Genomic DNA, 17528 nt, shown 5'->3' with positions numbered 1-17528 from the left:
GCGAGCGTCTCGGGCAAGGCAGGTCTTCTAAGCAGGCGACCGGACTGGATCGGGACGAAGATTCCGGCGGCGAGTCCATCGTGCGAGCGACGGTGACGTTCTGGCAGTTGCGGCGAAGTCAGGACGACGCGCCGTCGCCGGCTGCACGCGGCCGATAGCGCTGGAACGCGTCGCGCACCTGCTCGCGCAACAGGTCGTCGTCCCAGGGCTTGGTCAGGAAGCGGAACACCGCGCCACGATTGACCGACTCGGTGACGACGTCGATCTCGGTGTAGCCCGACAGGATGATGCGCATCGTCTCGGGGTAGAGGTCCTTGACCTTGCCGAGGAACTCCGTGCCCGACATGCCCGGCATGCGCTGGTCCGAGATGATCACCTGCACGGTGTTGAGGGAAAGCACGTGCAGGCCTTCGTCGCCGCCCGCCGCGGTCAGCACGCGGTAGCCGTCGCTGCGCAGCATGCGCGTCAACGCTGTGCGGATGCCGGGTTCGTCGTCGACCACGAGCACGGTGCGGCGTTCCTCGTCCGCGCGCGGCAGCAGGCGGATGCTTCGCCCGCCGCGCAGGTAATCCTCGAACATTTCGGCGGAAACCGCGGGACTGAAGTAGAAGCCCTGCATCTCGTCGCATTCCTGCATCGACAGGTAGTTGAACTGTCCCTGCGTCTCGACGCCTTCTGCAACGACCTTGAGCCCCATGCGGTGCGCGATCGTGATGATCGCCGAGGCGATCGCGGCGTCCTCCGCGCTGTGCGTGATGTCGGAGATGAAAGTGCGGTCGATCTTCACGCGCGTGAACGGGAAACGCTTGAGGTAGGCGAGCGACGAATGGCCGGTGCCGAAATCGTCGAGGGCGAGGCCGACGCCGAGTTCGCGCAGTCTGCGCAGCACTTCCGTCGCTGCGACTGGGTCCTTCATGACCGAGCTTTCAGTCAGCTCGAGGTGCAGGTGGCGCGCGAACAGGGAATGGCGCGCGAGCGCGTCGCTTACGGTGCGCACGATGTCGCTATGGTCCAGCTGCACCGACGAGACGTTTGCGGCAATCGGCACCATGGCCGCGCCGGCCTTGAGCCACGCGGCCTGATGCGCGCAGATGGCGTCGATCACCCAGGCGCCGATCGGCACGATCAGGCCGGTTTCCTCGGCCAGCGCGATGAAATCCTCCGGTTGCACGAGGCCGTGCTCGGGGTGCTGCCAGCGGATCAGCGCCTCGGCCCCCACGACGAGACCGCTTATCATGTCCACGCGAGGCTGGAAGTGGAGCACGAATTGCTTCGCCTCGACGGCCGCTCGAAGCGCGGCCTCCGCCTCGAGTCGCGCAGCGATCCGCCGGTTCATCTGCGCCGAGTAGAACATATGGCGGGCGCCACTCGACTTGGCGAGCTTGAGTGCTGCCTCGGCGTGCTTGAACAGCCCGATGTCGTCGTCCGCGTCGTCCGGATAGAGCGCAATGCCTGCCTGGCTGCTGAGTGAAATTGCCTGGCCACCCACTTCTATCGGATCGCGCAGCGCTTCGACCACCTGGTCGAGCAACCGCGTCGCGACGCGATCGCCGCTGCCGGGTCGCGCGATCGCGAAGGTGTCGGCGCCCAAGCGGGCGAGCGCACGGGGCTCCTCGAGGCATCGCTCGAGGCGTTGCGCGACCGCGAGCAGGATCTCGTCGCCGCACTCGCGGCCGAGGCTGTCGTTGAGGCGGGTGAAGTTCTCGAGGTCCATGATCACCACGCACACCTTCTCGTTCGTCGCCTGGGCGGCGGCGACGAACCGAGCCAGCCGGTCGCGGAACAGTGCGGCGTTGGCGAGGCCCGTAAGTGCGTCGAAATAAGCGAGATGCTCGAGTCTTTGCGCGTTCTCGATATGCTCGAGTGCGTACGAGAGATCGCTTGTCATCCAGCGCAGCAAGCCGATTTCCTCGTCGTCGAAAACGTCGCGTTCGCGCGCGAGCAGTACGAGTGCGGCAACCACTGCGCCGTCGGACGACAGCGGGAACGCGGCGCCGGAACGGCATTCGTGCGCGACCAGTCGATCGCATACCGCTTGGAGCGACGGATCCTTCGAGAAATCGTTGATGACGACCGGTTCGCGCGTGGCGAGCGCGCGCGCGGCGAAATGGTCCGCACCGAGCAATCGCAGGTTGGTAACGACGAACTCGCGCGCGGCGCCATCCGAAATGGCGAGGATCGCCGGTGTTTCGCCGCCCTCGCGCGGTCCAGCCACCCATGCGATCTGGAAGATGCCCTCGACGGTGGCGACGCTGCAGGCCGCCTGCAGCAGCGAATCGCGATCGGTCTGGCGCAACATCGCCGAGTGAAGTGCGGCGATGACAGCGCGGATGCGCGAAAGGCGCGCAATCCTGCGCTCCTGCTCCTTCGCCGCGGTGATGTCCTCGGCGATGCCGGCGATCTGCTCGAGTTGGCCGTCTTTCCCCCTCACCTGGAAGCTGCGCGAGCGGATCCAGCGGATCGAGCCGTCCGGGCGTGCAATGCGATACTCGAAATCGAGATTTCCCGTCGGGTCGATCGGCTGGCCGTCGCGCAGCATCGGGTTGGGGTCGCCAGGCACGATGGCGTCGAGCCACGAGTTCGGTGCGCGGTACACGCTCTGGCAGCTTCGCCCCCAGATTCGCTCGTACGCGGGACTTACGTACAGGCATTCGCCCGAAGCGACGTCGACGAGGAAGAACACGGCGGGAATGTGCTCGGCAATCTGCCGGAAGCGCTTCTCGCTTTCCTCGAGCGCAGCATGCAGTGCCCGCCGTTCCGTCACGTCCTCGACCATGCCGACGATGTATTGCGGATCGCCGCAGCGGTCGCGCACCAGCGTCGCCGTCAGGAGTCCCCACATTTCGCTGCCGTCCTTGCGGAGGTAGCGTTTTTCCAACCGGTAACGGTCGATCGTGCCCGCGAACAGCTTCTGCGTGAACGCATGCTGCGCGGGCTTGTCCGCGGCATGGGTGACCTCCTCGACGCGCAGGCGGCACAGGTTTTCGGGCGTGTAGCCGAGCATGTCGGCGAGCGCCCGGTTGCAGCGCACGAAGTGGCCGCTGTGCGCGTCTACGAGCGCGATACCCACGCCGGCTCGCTCGAAGATGGCACGGAAGCGGTCTTCGCTGCTGCGCAACTCTTCCTGCTGGCGCCGACGCTCGGTGACGTCGCGCAGCATCCCGAGCAGCTTGCCGTCGGGCATGAGCGTCGCGATTGCTTCCGCCGGGAACGTCGTGCCGTCCTTGCGCCGCATGAGCCATTCGCGGTGGTGCACCTCGCTGTTGCGGATCGCCTCGATCACCGAAGGGAGGTTTTCGTGTTCGATCGGCGCGACGATGTCGTTCGCTCCGAGGCCGATGAGTTCGTGCCGCTCGTAGCCAAGCATGCGGCATGCGCTTGCATTGGCTTCGAGGTAGACGCTGTCGGCGTCGGCGACGAGGATGCCGTCGGGCGCGTAGTCGAACAGCGTGCGGAAGCGCCGTTCACTGGCATCGTGCTCGCGCTCCGCACGCACCCGCTCGGAAATGTCGATGCCCACGCCGACGAGGCATCGATGTCCGTCGAACTCGACGCGCTTGCCGATGAAGAAATAGGGGATTTCTCGCCCGTCGCGTGTCAGCAGCGGTGCCTCGAACGAGGACGCGCCGAACGCAAGCACCTCGGCGATGTTCGCTTCCAGCGACAGGCGCTGAGCAGGCGGGAAGAACGCCCGCGGATGCATGCGGGCAATCTCCTCCGCGCCGTAGCCGGAGATATGTTCGAGGTGATGGTTCCAGCGCAGGAAGCGACCCCGCGCATCGTAGAGATAGAGGATGCCTGGCATGCTCTCGACGAGCGCCTCGGCGAAGCGTTGATCGAGCCGCGTCGACTTGCTTGCCGCGTCCTCGGTGGAACACGCGAGCGGGGTCACGCGCGGCGGCTCGCCGCGCGCCGCCGCGGTCTCGGTGCGCCGTTCGAGATCACGATGCAGGGCGAACTGGCGGCTGGCGAGTTCTCGCATCCCGGAGAGCGCGCGTATCGCGGCCGCCTCGTTGCAGCGGGGATCGAGTACGCCGAGCAATCCGAGCGGATCGTACTCGCCGGCGGGCAGGACGACGGCCGCGATGCGGTGACCGCCGGGCGTGTCGTCCGCCGGGTCGATGATCACGACGCCCTCGGTACCGGGAGCCGCCGCAGGTCCGCTCTGGTTCGGGATGCGCTCGAGCAACAGCGGGATCGCCTCGCGCAGCGGGATTTCCTGCAACCCCTCGACGCTCGCGACGAGGCGGAGCTGCTCCGGCCAGGCGATGAAGCCGAGCACGCCGTCGCAGGCGGCCGCCGCCGCTTCGGCGATCTCGCGCAGCGCCTCGTCGGGGGCCGGCGGCGTCCAGCCGTCCGCTTGGCGATCGCTCGATGTGAACGCCTTGGCCATCGCCGCGATCGCGCTCCCTGTGAGGCTCCGCGGCAGAGTGCGCCGAGATCGGCGCGGCGTCCAGAGTCGCTCGCGCCGCGTTCGGCTTCCCTTCAGACGAGGAAGAGCGTCGCCAGGCCCAGGAAGATGAAGAAGCCGCCGCTGTCGGTGAGCGCGGTGATCATCACGCTCGATCCCATTGCCGGATCGCGGCCGAAGCGCAGCAGGGTCATCGGGATCAAGACGCCCATCAGCGCGGCGAGCAGCAGGTTCAGGGTCATCGCGGCGGTCATCACGAAACCGAGCGCGACGTTGCGGTAGAGCAGCCACGCGACGAGGCCGATCACGCCGCCCCAGATCAGGCCGTTGACGAGCGCCACGCCGAGTTCCTTGCGCAGCAGGCGTTTCGCGCTGGTCGCGCTGATCTGGTCGAGCGCGAGCGCGCGCACGATCATCGTGATGGTCTGGTTGCCGGAGTTGCCGCCGATGCCGGCGACGATCGGCATCAGGGCCGCGAGCGCGACGAGTTTCTGGATCGAGCCCTCGAACAGGCCGATCACGCGCGAGGCGACGAACGCGGTGACGAGGTTGATCGCGAGCCAGGCCCAGCGGTTGCGCAGCGACTTCCACACCGAGGCGAAGATGTCCTCGTCCTCGCGCAGGCCGAAGCGCTCGCGCACTTCCGCGTCGCTCTCCTCGCGGATCACGTCGACCATCGCATCGATCGTGAGGCGGCCGATCAGGTGACCGAGGGTGTCGACGACGGGCGCGGTGACCAGGTCGTAGCGTTCGAACGCCTGCGCCGTGTCGACGACGTCGTCTTCGGGATGGAACGTGTTCGCATCGGCGGCCATCACCGCGCTCACGAGCTTGGCCGGGTCATTGACGAGCAGCCAGCGGATCGGCAGCACGCCGGTCAGCACGGTGTCCTGGTTGACCACGAACAGCTTGTCGGTGTGGTCGGGCAATTCCTTCAGCCTGCGCAGGTAGCGCAGCACGGTCTCGAGCGTGACGTCCTCGCGGATCGTCACCATGTCGAAATCCATGATCGCGCCGACCTGGTCGTCCTCCCAGGCCATCGCAGTCTGCACCTGGCCGCGTTCCTCGGCGTTCAACCGGTGCAGAAGTTCCGCCAGCACGTCGTCGGGCAGGTCTTCGGCGAGATCGGCGATCTCCTCGGCATCCAGCTGTTCGGCGGCTGCGATCAGCTCCGGCTTGTCCATGTCCGCGAGCAGCGACTCGCGCACCGCGTCGGACACTTCGAGCAGGATCTCGCCGTCGCGGTCGGCCTTGACGAGGTTCCACACCTCGAGGCGTTCCTGCGGTGGCAGTGCTTCGAGGATGTAGGCGATGTCGGCCGGGTGCAGGCCGTCGATTTCGCGTTGCAGTTCGGCGAGGTGCTGGCGATGAACCAGTCCCTCGACCAGATCGTGGTGGTCGCCCTGCTGCCGGTGCGCGAGGTCCTCGACCAGGTGCTGGCGGCGCAGCAGTTCGCTGACCCGCGCGAGCTGGCCTTGCAACTGGCTGTGCGGATTGCGGGTTTCGACTTCGCTCATTCGGGCCGGGCGCGACGACAGGGGCGCCATCGGCGAACCGGTGGCGCGGAATTCGGGTCTGGATCTGCGCCTATTGTCGCCGTTGCGGGCGCGCGAGGGAAACGGGGGTCCCCGCGGCGAGCCGCGAGAGAACTGACGGTGATCGGTGCCTGCACGCAGGGCGGGTCGAGCCGCCTGGCGGCGAGTTCGCCGTCAGCCCTTCATCGCGTAATTCGCCTCGCCCTCGCGCAGCGTCCACTCGACCAGTTCCGGCACGATCCGGTTGATCGCGTCCTGGAATGCGCCGAACGCGGTGGCCGCATCGGAGCTGGCGGCGGGTGCCTCGGCCTCGAAGGCCCGCGTGGCGAGCACGCGGTTGGTGGTGTAGTCGAGCAGGCGCAGTTGCAGGCGGATCGTCGCATGCGCGCCGCCATTCATCTCGAGCTGGAAGTCGCGCACCACGACCGCCAGCGCGTAGTCCGCACGCAGGCCCGAAGCCGCGCTGCCGACGCCGACGATGCGTTGCGAATCCTCGAAGCCTTGCACGATCAGGTTGCGCAGCAGCGCCGGCGCGCTGTCGCTCCAGCGTGCGGCCGGAAAGACTTCGATGACGCCGGGACTCGGCATGACGACGATGCGCGCCGTGTCGAGTGCATCGCTGGCGAGCGGCGTCTCGACCGCGAGCTGCCACGCGACGCGCGGCACCGATGCGGTCGCGGCGGGCGCGGAAAGCTTCGGCGAGTAGATCGTGAACGGCGCGCGCTGCACGCTGAGCAGCGACGAGCATGCGGCGAGTGGCAGAACGAGCAGCAGCGCGGGGAGGAGGCGGATGTTCATCGGGGCTGGAACTCCTTGGGCTGGTCGCGGCCGAGCAGCAGGCTGTCGGAGGCGCCGAGCTTGTCGCTGAGTTGCTTGAGCGAACGCAGCGTCTCGCGCAGCTCGAGCACGGTCGGGCCGATCTGGCGCAGGCCCTGGTTGCTGAACGCGCCGATCGCGGCGCGGTTGTCCTCGACCAGCAGGCCGGCGGAATCGGCCATGCGGTCGACCGATGCGAGCGCGGTGTCGGCGGTCTGCAGCAGCTTGCGCACGTCCTCGCGCACGAGCGTGTTGGTGGTGTTCGCCATCGAATCGACGGTCGCGAGCGTCTTCTTCAAGGTGCTGGTCGCCTCTGCGAGCTGGCGTATCGCGATGCCGATGTCGCCGCGCTGGTCGGCGAGAGCGCCGCTCAGCTGGTCGATGTGCTTGAGCGTGGCGGCGACGCGGTCGACGTTTTCGGCCGACAGCATCTCGTTCATGCGCAACAGGATGTCGTTCGCGGTGACGACGATGTCCGAACCCGAGGCCAGCAGTTTCGACAGCGCCGACTCTTCCGAGGGAATCACCGGTACCGGATGCTCGGGGGTGGGCAGCAGCGGCGGGCTGCCCGGCGCGCCGCCGGAAAGCTGGATGAAGGAGAGGCCGGTCACGCCCTGCATCCCCAGTTTGGCGCGGGTGTCCTGGCGCACGGGAGCGGCGGCGTCGAGGCGCACGCGCGCGATGACCTTGCGCGGGTCGTCGGTCGCGAGGTGCAGTTCGCGCACCTCGCCGACCTTGATGCCGTTGTACTGCACGAGGCCGCCGGTCGACAGTCCGGTTACCGCCTCGCTGAACACGATGTCGTAGTCGGCGAACTGGCTGTCGTGGCCGGACTTGGACATCCACAGCACGAACGCGAGCGCGAGCAGGAACGCGCCGATCGCGAACGCGCCGATGAGGACATGGTGTGCGCGGGTTTCCATGGGTCAGATCCGGGTAGGAGCGGCGCCAGCCGCGATGTTTCTGGAGGTGGACACCGCGCGCCTGGCGGAACGGCCGCGCGGTCCCTGGAAATATTCCTGCACCCACGCGTCGTCGCAACGCTCCACCTTGTCGAGCGTGTCGGCGACCAGCACGCGCTTCTGCGACAGCACGGCGACGCGGTCGCAGATCGTGTACAGCGTGTCGAGGTCGTGCGTGATCAGGAACACGGTCAGGCCGAGGCTTTCGCGCAGGGTCAGGATCAACTGGTCGAACGCGGCGGCGCCGATCGGGTCGAGGCCGGCGGTCGGTTCGTCGAGGAACAGGATGTCGGGATCGAGCGCGAGCGCGCGCGCCAGTGCGGCGCGCTTGACCATGCCGCCGGACAGTTGCGACGGGAACTTCGCGCCAGCCTCGGCGGGCAGGCCGGCGAGCGCGATCTTCAGGGCGACGAAGCGCTGCATCAGCGCGAGCGGGATGTCGTGGTGCTCGCGCATCGGCACCATCACGTTGTCGGCGACGCTGAGCGAAGAGAACAGCGCACCGTTCTGGAACAGCACGCCACAACGGCGTTCGATCTCGGAGCGGCGTGCGTCGGAAACGTTCATCATGTCCTGGTCGAGCAGGCGCACGCTGCCGGCGGCGGGCCGGTTGAGGCCGATGATCGAGCGCATCAGCACCGACTTGCCGCTGCCGGAGCCGCCGACCACGCCGACGATTTCGCCGCGCCAGACGTCGAGGTCGAGGTTGTCGTGCACGACCTGCGCACCGAACTGGTTGCGCAGGCCGCGTACCTCGATGATCTTTTCGCGCGCGTCGCTCATACGTCGATCTCCATGTAGAAGATCGCGGCGAGCGCGTCGACGAGGATCGCGACGAAGATCGACTGCACCACGCTGGAGGTCGTATGGGTGCCGACCGACTCCGCGCTGCCGGACACCTTGAAGCCCTCCAGGCAGCCGATCGAGGCGATCAGGAACGCGAACACCGGCGCCTTGCTCATGCCGACCCAGAAGTGCCGGGTTGCCGCGAGGTCGTGGAAGCGCGTGACGAACATCGTCGGCGAGATGTCCATGCTGAGGGCGCAGACCACCGCGCCGCCGATGATGCCGGCGAGCATGGCGAGGAACGTGAGCACGGGCAGGGCGATCAGCAGCGCCAGCACGCGCGGCAGCACCAGCACCTCGATCGGATCGAGGCCGAGCGTGCGGATGGCGTCGACTTCCTCGCGCGACTTCATCGAGCCGATCTGCGCGGTGAACGCGCTGCCCGAGCGGCCGGCGATCATGATCGCGGCGAGCAGCACGCCGAATTCGCGCAGGAACGAATAGGCGATGAGTTCGACCGTGAAGATCGTCGCGCCGAAATCCTTCAGCACGGTCGCGCCGAGGAACGCGACCACGGCGCCGACGAGGAAATTCAGCAGCACCACGATCGGCACTGCGTCGAGCCCGGTCTGTTCGAGGTGGAACGCGAGCGAGGTGATGCGCCAGCGGCGCGGGTCGACGATGCAGCGCGCCATGGCGGCGAGCACCACGCCGATGAAACCGAGCAGTTGCCAGGCATCGCGCGCGACCTGTTCGGCGGCGGCGCCGGTGCGCCCGAGCAGGGCGATCAGTCCGGTATCCGGTATCGATGCCGGTTTCGCTTCCGCACCCGCGCCTGCAACGGCATCGACGAGGGCCCGGTGGTTCGCGCCGAGACCGTCGATGGATGCCGCGTCGCCAAGATCGAGCAGCAGGCGCGCGCCGGCCGTATCGAGCCGGGCCAGTCCGCTGGCGTCGACGCGCGTGCCCGCGGCGACGCGCTGTTTCAGACCGGCCACGGCAATGGCGAGCGCGGGCGCGACCGCGAGCGTCCAGTCGCCGCTCACCGCGATGACGTCGCCCGCATTGCCGTGCTGGAGTGTGGCGGTCCCTGCGGCGTTCATCGCGCAAGGCTAGCAGGCTGGCGCCCCGATCGGGAATGTGAAGTCACGGCGATTCAGCAAACGGCGGGCTCGCCAAGCATCGCGCCGACGCGGCATGATTGCGCGATGGACATGGACGCACTGAAGCACCGGGTCGGCGGCGACGCCGAGCTGAAGACGCGCATCGGCTTCATCGTCGAGCTCTCGCGTCGCCTGCATGAGTACGGCACCACCGCGCCGCGCCTGGAGGACGTCATCAATCTCGTCAGCGCGCGGCTCGGCCTTGCCTGCAACGTGCTGTCGACCCCGACATCGATCGTCATGTCGTTCTCGGATCCCGCGCGCGGCGACGATCTCGCCGAGATCACCCAGGTCGTGCGCGTGCCGCCGGGCGAAGTCAATCTCAAGCGCCTGTGCCGCGTCGACGAGATCGCCGATCGCGTGATCGCCGGCGATCTCGATTTCGGCGAGGGGCGACGCCTGCTGCGCGAGGTCGGGCAGCGGCCACCGAGCGCGCTCGCCGACGTCGCCAGCGTGCTCAGCTTCGGTGTGTCGTCCGGCGCGATCGCGGTGATCCTGCATACCGGCTGGATCGAGGCGCTGGTCGCGGCGCTGAACGGCCTGCTGATTGGCGCGATGTCGCTCGCGCCGCGGCGCTGGCCATCCTTCGGTGCCGCGCTCGAGGCGGCGGGAGCCTTCCTGTGCACGCTGATCGCGATCGCGATCGCGCACTGGATCGTGCCGTTGTCGTTGCGAGCGGTCGTGCTGGCGAGCCTGATCGTGCTGTTGCCCGGCATGACCCTGACCACCGCGGTGCGCGAACTGTCGAGCCAGCACCTGATTTCCGGCACCGCGCGCATGATGGGTGCGGTGACCACCTTGCTGAAGCTGATCTTCGGCACGGCCGCGGCATTGCAGCTGTGCGCGCTGTTCGGCGTCGTGCCGCCGCACGCCGACAGCGTGCCGTTGCCCGCCTCGCTTGAATGGTGCGCTCTTATCGCCGCGGCTGTTTCGTTCGCGGTGCTGTTCAAGAGCCCGCTGCGCTTCTACCCGGTGGTGATCGCGGCGCCGCTGCTCGGTTACGTGTTCACCCAGATTGACGGTGCACACATGCCGCCGGCGTTCGGCACGTTCGCCGGCAGCCTCGTGGTTGGTGCCGCCAGCAACCTGTTCGCGCGCATCGCGCATCGCCCGGGCGCGCTGGTGCGCGAGACCGGCATCATCCTGCTGGTGCCCGGCAGCGTCGGTTTCCGCAGCCTCAGTTACGTGCTCGACCGCGACGTGCTGCTCGGCATCGACACCGCGGTGACGATGATCGCGCTGCTCACCGCGATCGTTGCCGGATTGCTGTTCGGCGACTTCCTGGTTCCACCTCGGCGCAAGTTGTAGCGCGATTGCTACAATCCATCCGTCGCGGCACGCGACTCGAGCATGCAGGGATTCCGATGTCCGCCCCGGCGCCGGCTTGGCACCTCTATGTCCCCAAGCTGGTCACCACATTGCGCCAGGGCTATGGCCTCGGCGACCTGCGCCACGACCTGCTGGCCGGGCTCACCGTGGCGGTGGTCGCATTGCCGTTGTCGATGGCGCTCGCGATCGCGTCGGGCGCGCCGCCGGCGGTCGGGCTGCATACCGCGATCGTCGCCGGCTTCCTGATCTCCGCGCTCGGTGGTTCGCGCGTGCAGATCGGCGGCCCGACCGCCGCATTCATCCCGGTCGTGTTCGGGGTGATCGCGAACTACGGCTACGACGGCCTTGTCATGGCGACCCTGATGGCGGGCGCAATGCTGGTCATTGCCGGGCTGCTGCGACTCGGCACGCTCGTCAAGTACATGCCGCAACCGGTCATCACCGGTTTCACCGCCGGCATCGCGGTGAGCATCTTCAGCAGCCAGATCAAGGATCTCCTCGGTCTCGACATCGCGAGCGTCCCGGCCGAGTTCTTCGCGCGCTGGAAGACCTATGCCGCGCACATCGGCAGCCTGAATCCGCATGCGGCGGGTCTCGCCCTGGCCACGCTCGCGCTGCTCGTCGCATTGCGCCGCTGGCGTCCGACCTGGCCGATTTTCCTGATCGGCGTGGTCGTCGCAACCGTCGCCACGGTGGTGTTCCAGTTGCCGGTCGAAACGATCGTGTCGCGCTTCGGGCCGATCCCGCGCGACCTGCCGATGCCGCACCTGCCCGCGTTCGACCTCGCGCGCATGCACGAGCTGCTGCCGAGCGCGTTCACGATCGCGTTCCTCGGCGGCGTCGAATCCCTGCTGTCGGCGGTCGTCTCCGACGGCATGATCGGCGGACGCCACCGTTCCAACTGCGAACTGGTCGCGCAGGGCGTGGCGAACACCGCCTCGGCACTCGTCGGCGGCTTGCCGGCGACCGGCGCGATCGTGCGCACGGCGACCAATGTGCGCGCAGGCGCGCGTTCGCCGGTCGCCGGCATGGCGCACGCGCTGTTCATCCTGCTGTTCGTGCTGATCGCCGCGCCGCTGGCCAACCGGGTGCCGCTGCCGGCGATGGCCGCGATGCTGCTGATCATCGCCTGGAACATGAGCGAGATCGAGCGCGTCCGCCAGCTGATGCGCTCGCCGATCGGCGACCGCATGGTGCTGCTGGTCACGTTCGTGCTGACGGTGACGATCGATCTCACCGTAGCGGTCGAGGTCGGCGTGGTGCTCGCCGCGTTCCTGTTCATGCATCGCATGAGCGAAGTCGTGGCGATGGAGTCGCACGTCGACCTGCTCGAAGATGACGAGGATGATTTCTCGCGCGCACGGCGCACCGTCGGGCACGACGTGCTGCCCGCCGGGGTCGAGGCCTATCGCGTTTCCGGTCCGCTGTTCTTCGCGGTCGCCAACCGCATCGACGACGTGTTGCGCGCGTTCGGCAAGCCGCCGCGCGTGTTCATCCTGCGCCTTCGCCTCGTGCCGCTGATCGACGCCTCCGGCGCAACCGCGATCGGCAACCTGGTCGAGCGCTGCCGGCGCGAGGGCACCGCGCTGATCTTCACCGGTTTGCAGCCGCAGCCCGCGCGCATCCTCGCCGACATGGGGATCGTCGCCGACGGCACGTCGTTGCGCTTCGCCGACGATTTCGCGCGGGCGCTCGAGATGGCCGCCGCCACAGGGCTTACTTGAGCAGCGAACGCAGCATCCAGGCGGTCTTCTCGTGTTCCTGCATGCGCTGGGTCGCGAGGTCGGCGGTCGGCTGGTCGTCGGCCTTGTCGGCGGCCTTGAACGTTTCGCGTGCGGTACGTGCGACCGCCTCGTGGCCTTCGACGAGCTGCTGCACCATCGCCTTCCAGTCCGGCACGCCGGTTTCCTCGCCGATAACGGTGAGCTTGCCGAACTGGGTGTACGAACCCGGCGCGTAGACATCGAGCGCGCGGATGCGTTCGGCGATCACGTCGGCGGCGGTCCACAGTTCGTTGTACTGGGTCTCGAACATCAGGTGCAGGGTGTTGAACATCGTGCCGGTGACGTTCCAGTGGAAGCTGTGCGTCTTGAGGTAGAGCGAATAGGTGTCGGCCAAGAGGCGCGACAGGTTCTTCGCGATGCTCTCGCGGTCCTTTTTCGTGATGCCGATGTCGATGGCCATGGCGCAGCTCCCGTTGGATCGAGCGGGAAGGGTAGCCCGATGCGCCGGCGCCGTGAAATTGAGCTTGCGAATCGGGCCCATAGACCGCAATGATCGGTGTTCCCGATGGCAGCACCGGCGCGTCCCGCCCGGTTTCCGGTACCCGATGTCGAATCTCGATTCATTGCGCAGCGCGCTCGACGGCGTCCTGTCGCGCGATCACGGTCGCCTGCTGGCGCGTTGGCGCCGGCTGTCCGGCATACGCCCGGCGCCGCCGGACAAGGAGGTCGAGTCCTTGCGCGTCGCGATCGAGGCGTCGGCGGCACGGCGCGCTGCGCGTGCGGCGCTGCTGCCCGAGGTACGCCTCGACGAGTCGCTGCCGATCACCGCGCGCGCGGACGAGATCGTTGCACTGATCCGCAAGCACCCGGTCGTCGTGCTCGCCGGCGAGACGGGGTCGGGCAAGACGACGCAGTTGCCCAAGCTCTGTCTGGCAGCCGGCCGCGGTGTCGCCGGGATGATCGGCTGCACCCAGCCGCGCCGCATCGCGGCCCGATCAGTCGCGCGCAGGGTCGCGTCCGAACTCGGCAGCGAAGTCGGCAGGCTGGTCGGCTTCCAGGTGCGCTTCACCGACCAGGTTTCGGACGGGTCGCTGATCAAGTTCATGACCGACGGCATCCTGCTGGCCGAAACGCAGGGCGATCCGTGGCTGTCCGCGTACGACACGATCATCCTCGACGAGGCGCACGAACGCAGCCTCAACATCGACTTCCTGCTCGGCTACCTGAAGCGATTGCTGGCGAAGCGGCCCGATCTCAAGCTGATCGTGACTTCGGCGACGATCGACACTGCGCGCTTCGCGCAGCATTTCGGCGGCGCGCCGGTGGTCGAGGTGGAAGGGCGCACGTACCCGGTCGAGGTGCGATGGCGCGGGAAAGGGGGTCAGAGTCACTTTTCCGATACTGATCAGAAGATCGATGCCCGTCGGAAAAGTGACTCTGACCCCCTTTCCGCCCTTTCCCTCGCGGAGCAGGTCGTACTGGTCACCGACGAGATCACGCGCGAGGATCCGCGCGGCGACGTGCTGGTGTTCCTGCCCGGCGAGCGCGAGATCCGCGACGTGCACCTCGCACTGTCGCGGCGCAAGTACCGCGAGACCGAAGTACTTGCGCTGTATGCGCGCCTGTCGGCCGCGGAACAGGACCGGGTGTTCAAGCCGGGCCCGCAGCGACGCATCGTGCTCGCGACCAATGTTGCCGAAACCTCGCTGACCGTGCCGCGCATCCGCTACGTGATCGATACCGGCAGCGCGCGCGTGAAGCGCTACAGCCCGCGCAGCCAGCTCGAGCGACTGCACATAGAGCCGATCTCGCAGGCAGCGGCGGACCAGCGCAAGGGGCGTTGCGGGCGCGTCGGTCCCGGCATCTGCTATCGCCTGTACGACGAGGACGACTACGCGCAACGCGCGCGCTACACCGATCCGGAAATCCTGCGTTCCTCGCTCGCCGGGGTGATCCTGCGCATGCTCGCGCTCAAGCTCGGCGATCCGGCGGAGTTTCCGTTCGTCGAGGCGCCGTCCGAGCGCGCGATCGGCGACGGCTATCGGCGCCTTGCCGAGCTCGGTGGGGTGGATGAGGAAAAGCGCCTGACGCCGCTTGGGCAGACGCTGGCGAAACTGCCCGTCGACGTCGCGCTCGGGCGCATGCTGATCGAGGCGCAGTCGCGCGGCGTGTTGCGCGAACTGCTGGTGCTGGCTTCGTTCCTCAGCATCCAGGACCCGCGCGAGCGGCCGGCTGACGCGCGCCAGCAGGCGGACGCCGCGCATGCGGCGTTTGCCGATCCGAAGTCGGATTTCGTGGCGGTGCTGAAACTCTGGCGCGCATACGCCACTGCGCACGAGGATCTGACCCAATCGAAACTGCGCGACTGGTGCAGCGCGCATTTCCTGTCTTTCCTGCGCATGCGCGAATGGCGCGAGCTGCATCGGCAGTTGCTGGTGCAGACCGAAGAATTGGGGTGGCCGCTTTCCTCCATCGCCTTCAAGGGGAAGGGCGGGGTGGGAGTGGTGTCCGCCGGGCAGGAACGGGCAATTCCGCCTGCAGGGGAGGATTTGAGCGCGCTGGAATACGAAGCGGTGCATCGCTGCCTGTTGTCGGGCTGGCCGACCCAGGTCGGGTTCAAGGACGAGCGTGGCCAGTACCGCGGCACGCGCGAGCGGCGCTTCGCGATCTTTCCGGGCTCGAACCTTGCGAAGGCGCCGCCGCAGTGGCTGCTTTCCGGGCAGATCCTCGATCTCGCCAAGGTCTACGCGATGCTGTGCGCGCGCGTCGAGCCGGCATGGATCGAACAGCAGGCCGCGCACCTCGTGCGCCGGAGCTGGCGCGATGCGCACTGGTCGCGCAAGCGTGGCGCGGTGCTCGCGTTCGAGCAGGTGACGCTGTTCGGCCTGACCCTGGTCGAGAAGCGCGCAGTGCAGTTCGGCAAGCAGGACGTGCCGCTCGCACACCGGATCTTCGTCACCGAGGCGCTCGCGCGTTGCGAGATCGATGCGCGCGCGGACTTCGTGCGCGCGAATGCGCGCGTACTCGCCGAAGCGCGCGAGATCGAGGCGAAGCGCCGCCGCAGCGGTCTCCTGCGCGGCGAAGAGGAACTCGCCGCGTTCTTCGCCGGCAAGTTGCCGGACGACATCAGCACGACGGCGGCCCTCGACGCGTGGTACCGCAGGGCGACGCCGGCGGAGCAGGCGGCGGTGCACTGGTCGCTCGCCGACGTGCTTGGTGTCGAAGCCGGCGTCGGCGCGCGCGAGTTCCCGGTGGAATTCGAGGTCGCCGGGCACTCGCTGCATCTGTCGTATCGGTTCGTTCCAGGTGATCCGGCCGATGGCGTGACCTTGCGGGTGCCGCTTGCGCTGGTCAACGCGATCCCCGCCGCGCGTTGCGAATGGCTGGTGCCGGGCCTGCTGGCGGAGAAGGTCGCCGAGGCGATTCGCGGCCTGCCGAAGTCGTTGCGGCGCAACTTCGTGCCGGCGCCGGATTTCGCACGCGCGTTTGCCGAGGCCGAGGCGCCGCGCGACGAAGCGCTGTACGCCGCGCTTGCGCGTTATCTGCAACGGGTGACCGGCGTTGTGGTCAGTGGCGGCGATTTCGACGGCATTCCGTTGCCCGCGCACCTGTCGATGAACTTCCGCATCGAGGACGAACAGGCCCGCGTGCTCGCCGAGAGCCGCGACCTCGCCTCGATCCAGGCGCAGTGGACCGGCGCCGCGCGCGTCGCGTTCTCGCGCCGCGCCGATGTCGAGCTCACACGCGAGGACGTGACCGGCTTCGACTTCGAGGACATCCCGGACAGCATCGTGTCGAGCGGCGGCCTGACCGCGTTTCCGGCGCTGGTCGATCTCGGCGAGACCGTCGCGCTGCGCGTGTACGAGCGTCGCGACGAGGCGCTGGCCGAGCACCGCCGCGGCATCGAACGCCTGCTGCGACGCGCGCTGGCCGACCGCATCAAGCAGGCGCAGCGACAGCTGCCAATTTCCAACCAGATTACCCTGTTGCGAGGAGCGCAACGCTCGCTCGCGCTTCCTCGCGGCGGGAACGGGCAGGCGGTGGCGGCGGCGCCGCTGGCCCTTGGCTCCATCGTCGGGGTCGATGAAATGCGGGTCGATCTCGTCGAAGCGGCTTTGCGCGAGCAATTCGCAGCGCTCGATCCGGACGTGCGCACGCGCGTCGCATTCGAGCATGCGCGCGAGACGATCGCGCGCCAGGTGTTTCCGGTCGCGGTCGAGCATCTCGCGCAGGCCGAGGCGATCATCGCCGCCTACGCGGAACTGCGTCCGCTGCTGCAGCCGCCCCTGATGGGGTTCGCGCGCGCGAACTACGACGACCTAGAAGAACAGTTGCGCGAACTGCTGGCGCCGGGATTCCTGCGTGACACCGCACGCTCCCGCCTGGCGCAGTTCCCGCGCTACCTGAAGGCGATGAAGCTGCGCGCGGAACGCCTGCGCCAGGATCCGGCGCGCGACCAGGCGCGCATGCTCGGCGTGCAGTTGTACTGGCGTGAATACCTGAAGCTGCGCGTTACGCGCGGCGGCGACGCGCGGCTGGACGAACTGCGCTGGCTGGTCGAGGAATTGCGCGTTTCGACGTTCGCGCAGGAGATCCGCACCGCGGAACCGGTATCGCCGAAGCGGTTGGCGAAGCTGGTGGAGGCGCTGCGCGGGTAGGACATCGCCCGCTACTCCGGCGCGGTGCGCCTGCGCTCATCGCGAACGGGTTCTTCCGTCCGCGCTTGTCAGCGCAGCAATGAAGGCAAAGTCGGAACGGGACCCCGTCGTGTCATCGGCCATCCACGGCCCGCACGGGGTGAG

General features: G+C 68.0%; 10 protein-coding genes. 3 read left to right on the top strand and 7 right to left on the bottom strand.

From position 1 onward, the window contains the following. Positions 1–118 precede the first annotated feature (118 nt). The 6 genes from ACILRJ_RS12255 to ACILRJ_RS12230 form a co-directional block, all read right to left on the bottom strand. Positions 119–4393 carry a PAS domain S-box protein gene (locus tag ACILRJ_RS12255; protein ID WP_395683471.1) on the bottom strand — a complete coding sequence of 1425 codons (4275 nt, stop codon included), beginning with the start codon at positions 4391–4393 and terminating at the stop codon, positions 119–121. Positions 4394–4485: 92 nt separating this feature from the next. Then, positions 4486–5928 (bottom strand): magnesium transporter, encoded by a 1443-nt coding sequence (gene mgtE / locus ACILRJ_RS12250; protein ID WP_395683470.1) that lies wholly within the window; start codon positions 5926–5928, stop codon positions 4486–4488. Between the two features lie 192 nt (positions 5929–6120). Continuing rightward, positions 6121–6744, bottom strand: coding sequence for an ABC-type transport auxiliary lipoprotein family protein (locus ACILRJ_RS12245; RefSeq protein WP_395683469.1), 624 nt, complete (start codon positions 6742–6744; stop codon positions 6121–6123). Further along, positions 6741–7685: an MlaD family protein gene (locus tag ACILRJ_RS12240; protein WP_395683468.1), complete on the bottom strand. Its 945-nt coding sequence runs from the start codon at positions 7683–7685 to the stop codon at positions 6741–6743. The genes ACILRJ_RS12245 and ACILRJ_RS12240 overlap by 4 nt, the downstream gene beginning before the upstream one ends. Before the next feature lie 3 nt (positions 7686–7688). After that, positions 7689–8507, bottom strand: coding sequence for an ABC transporter ATP-binding protein (locus ACILRJ_RS12235; protein ID WP_395683467.1), 819 nt, complete (start codon positions 8505–8507; stop codon positions 7689–7691). Continuing rightward, a complete protein-coding gene (locus ACILRJ_RS12230) occupies positions 8504–9613 on the bottom strand; it encodes an MlaE family lipid ABC transporter permease subunit (protein ID WP_395683466.1) in 1110 nt (369 codons plus the stop codon). The genes ACILRJ_RS12235 and ACILRJ_RS12230 overlap by 4 nt, the downstream gene beginning before the upstream one ends. A 111-nt stretch (positions 9614–9724) precedes the next feature. Here ACILRJ_RS12230 and ACILRJ_RS12225 point away from each other — a divergent pair, with 111 nt between their 5' ends. Together ACILRJ_RS12225 and ACILRJ_RS12220 are read left to right on the top strand one after the other, a co-directional pair. Beyond that, the gene (locus ACILRJ_RS12225) at positions 9725–10981 is read left to right on the top strand and encodes a threonine/serine exporter ThrE family protein (RefSeq protein ID WP_395683465.1); all 1257 of its coding nucleotides are present in this window, start codon (positions 9725–9727) and stop codon (positions 10979–10981) included. Between the two features lie 56 nt (positions 10982–11037). Further along, the gene (locus ACILRJ_RS12220) at positions 11038–12726 is read left to right on the top strand and encodes a SulP family inorganic anion transporter (protein WP_395683464.1); all 1689 of its coding nucleotides are present in this window, start codon (positions 11038–11040) and stop codon (positions 12724–12726) included. Here ACILRJ_RS12220 and ACILRJ_RS12215 read toward each other — a convergent pair. Then, complete coding sequence (locus ACILRJ_RS12215) at positions 12719–13186, bottom strand: Dps family protein (protein ID WP_395683463.1); 468 nt, start codon at positions 13184–13186, stop codon at positions 12719–12721. The two genes, ACILRJ_RS12220 and ACILRJ_RS12215, sit on opposite strands and share 8 nt — an antisense overlap. 145 nt (positions 13187–13331) lie before the next feature. On the opposite strand from ACILRJ_RS12215, the gene hrpA reads away from it, so the two are divergent. Next, positions 13332–17384, top strand: coding sequence for an ATP-dependent RNA helicase HrpA (hrpA, locus tag ACILRJ_RS12210; RefSeq protein ID WP_395683462.1), 4053 nt, complete (start codon positions 13332–13334; stop codon positions 17382–17384). Positions 17385–17528 lie beyond the last annotated feature (144 nt).

Source organism: Dokdonella sp., from assembly GCF_044227025.1.
Classification (GTDB): Bacteria; Pseudomonadota; Gammaproteobacteria; order Xanthomonadales; family Rhodanobacteraceae; genus Dokdonella_A.
The sequence above is the reverse complement of the archived record's forward strand: the minus strand, read 5'-3'. Positions and strand labels throughout refer to the sequence as shown.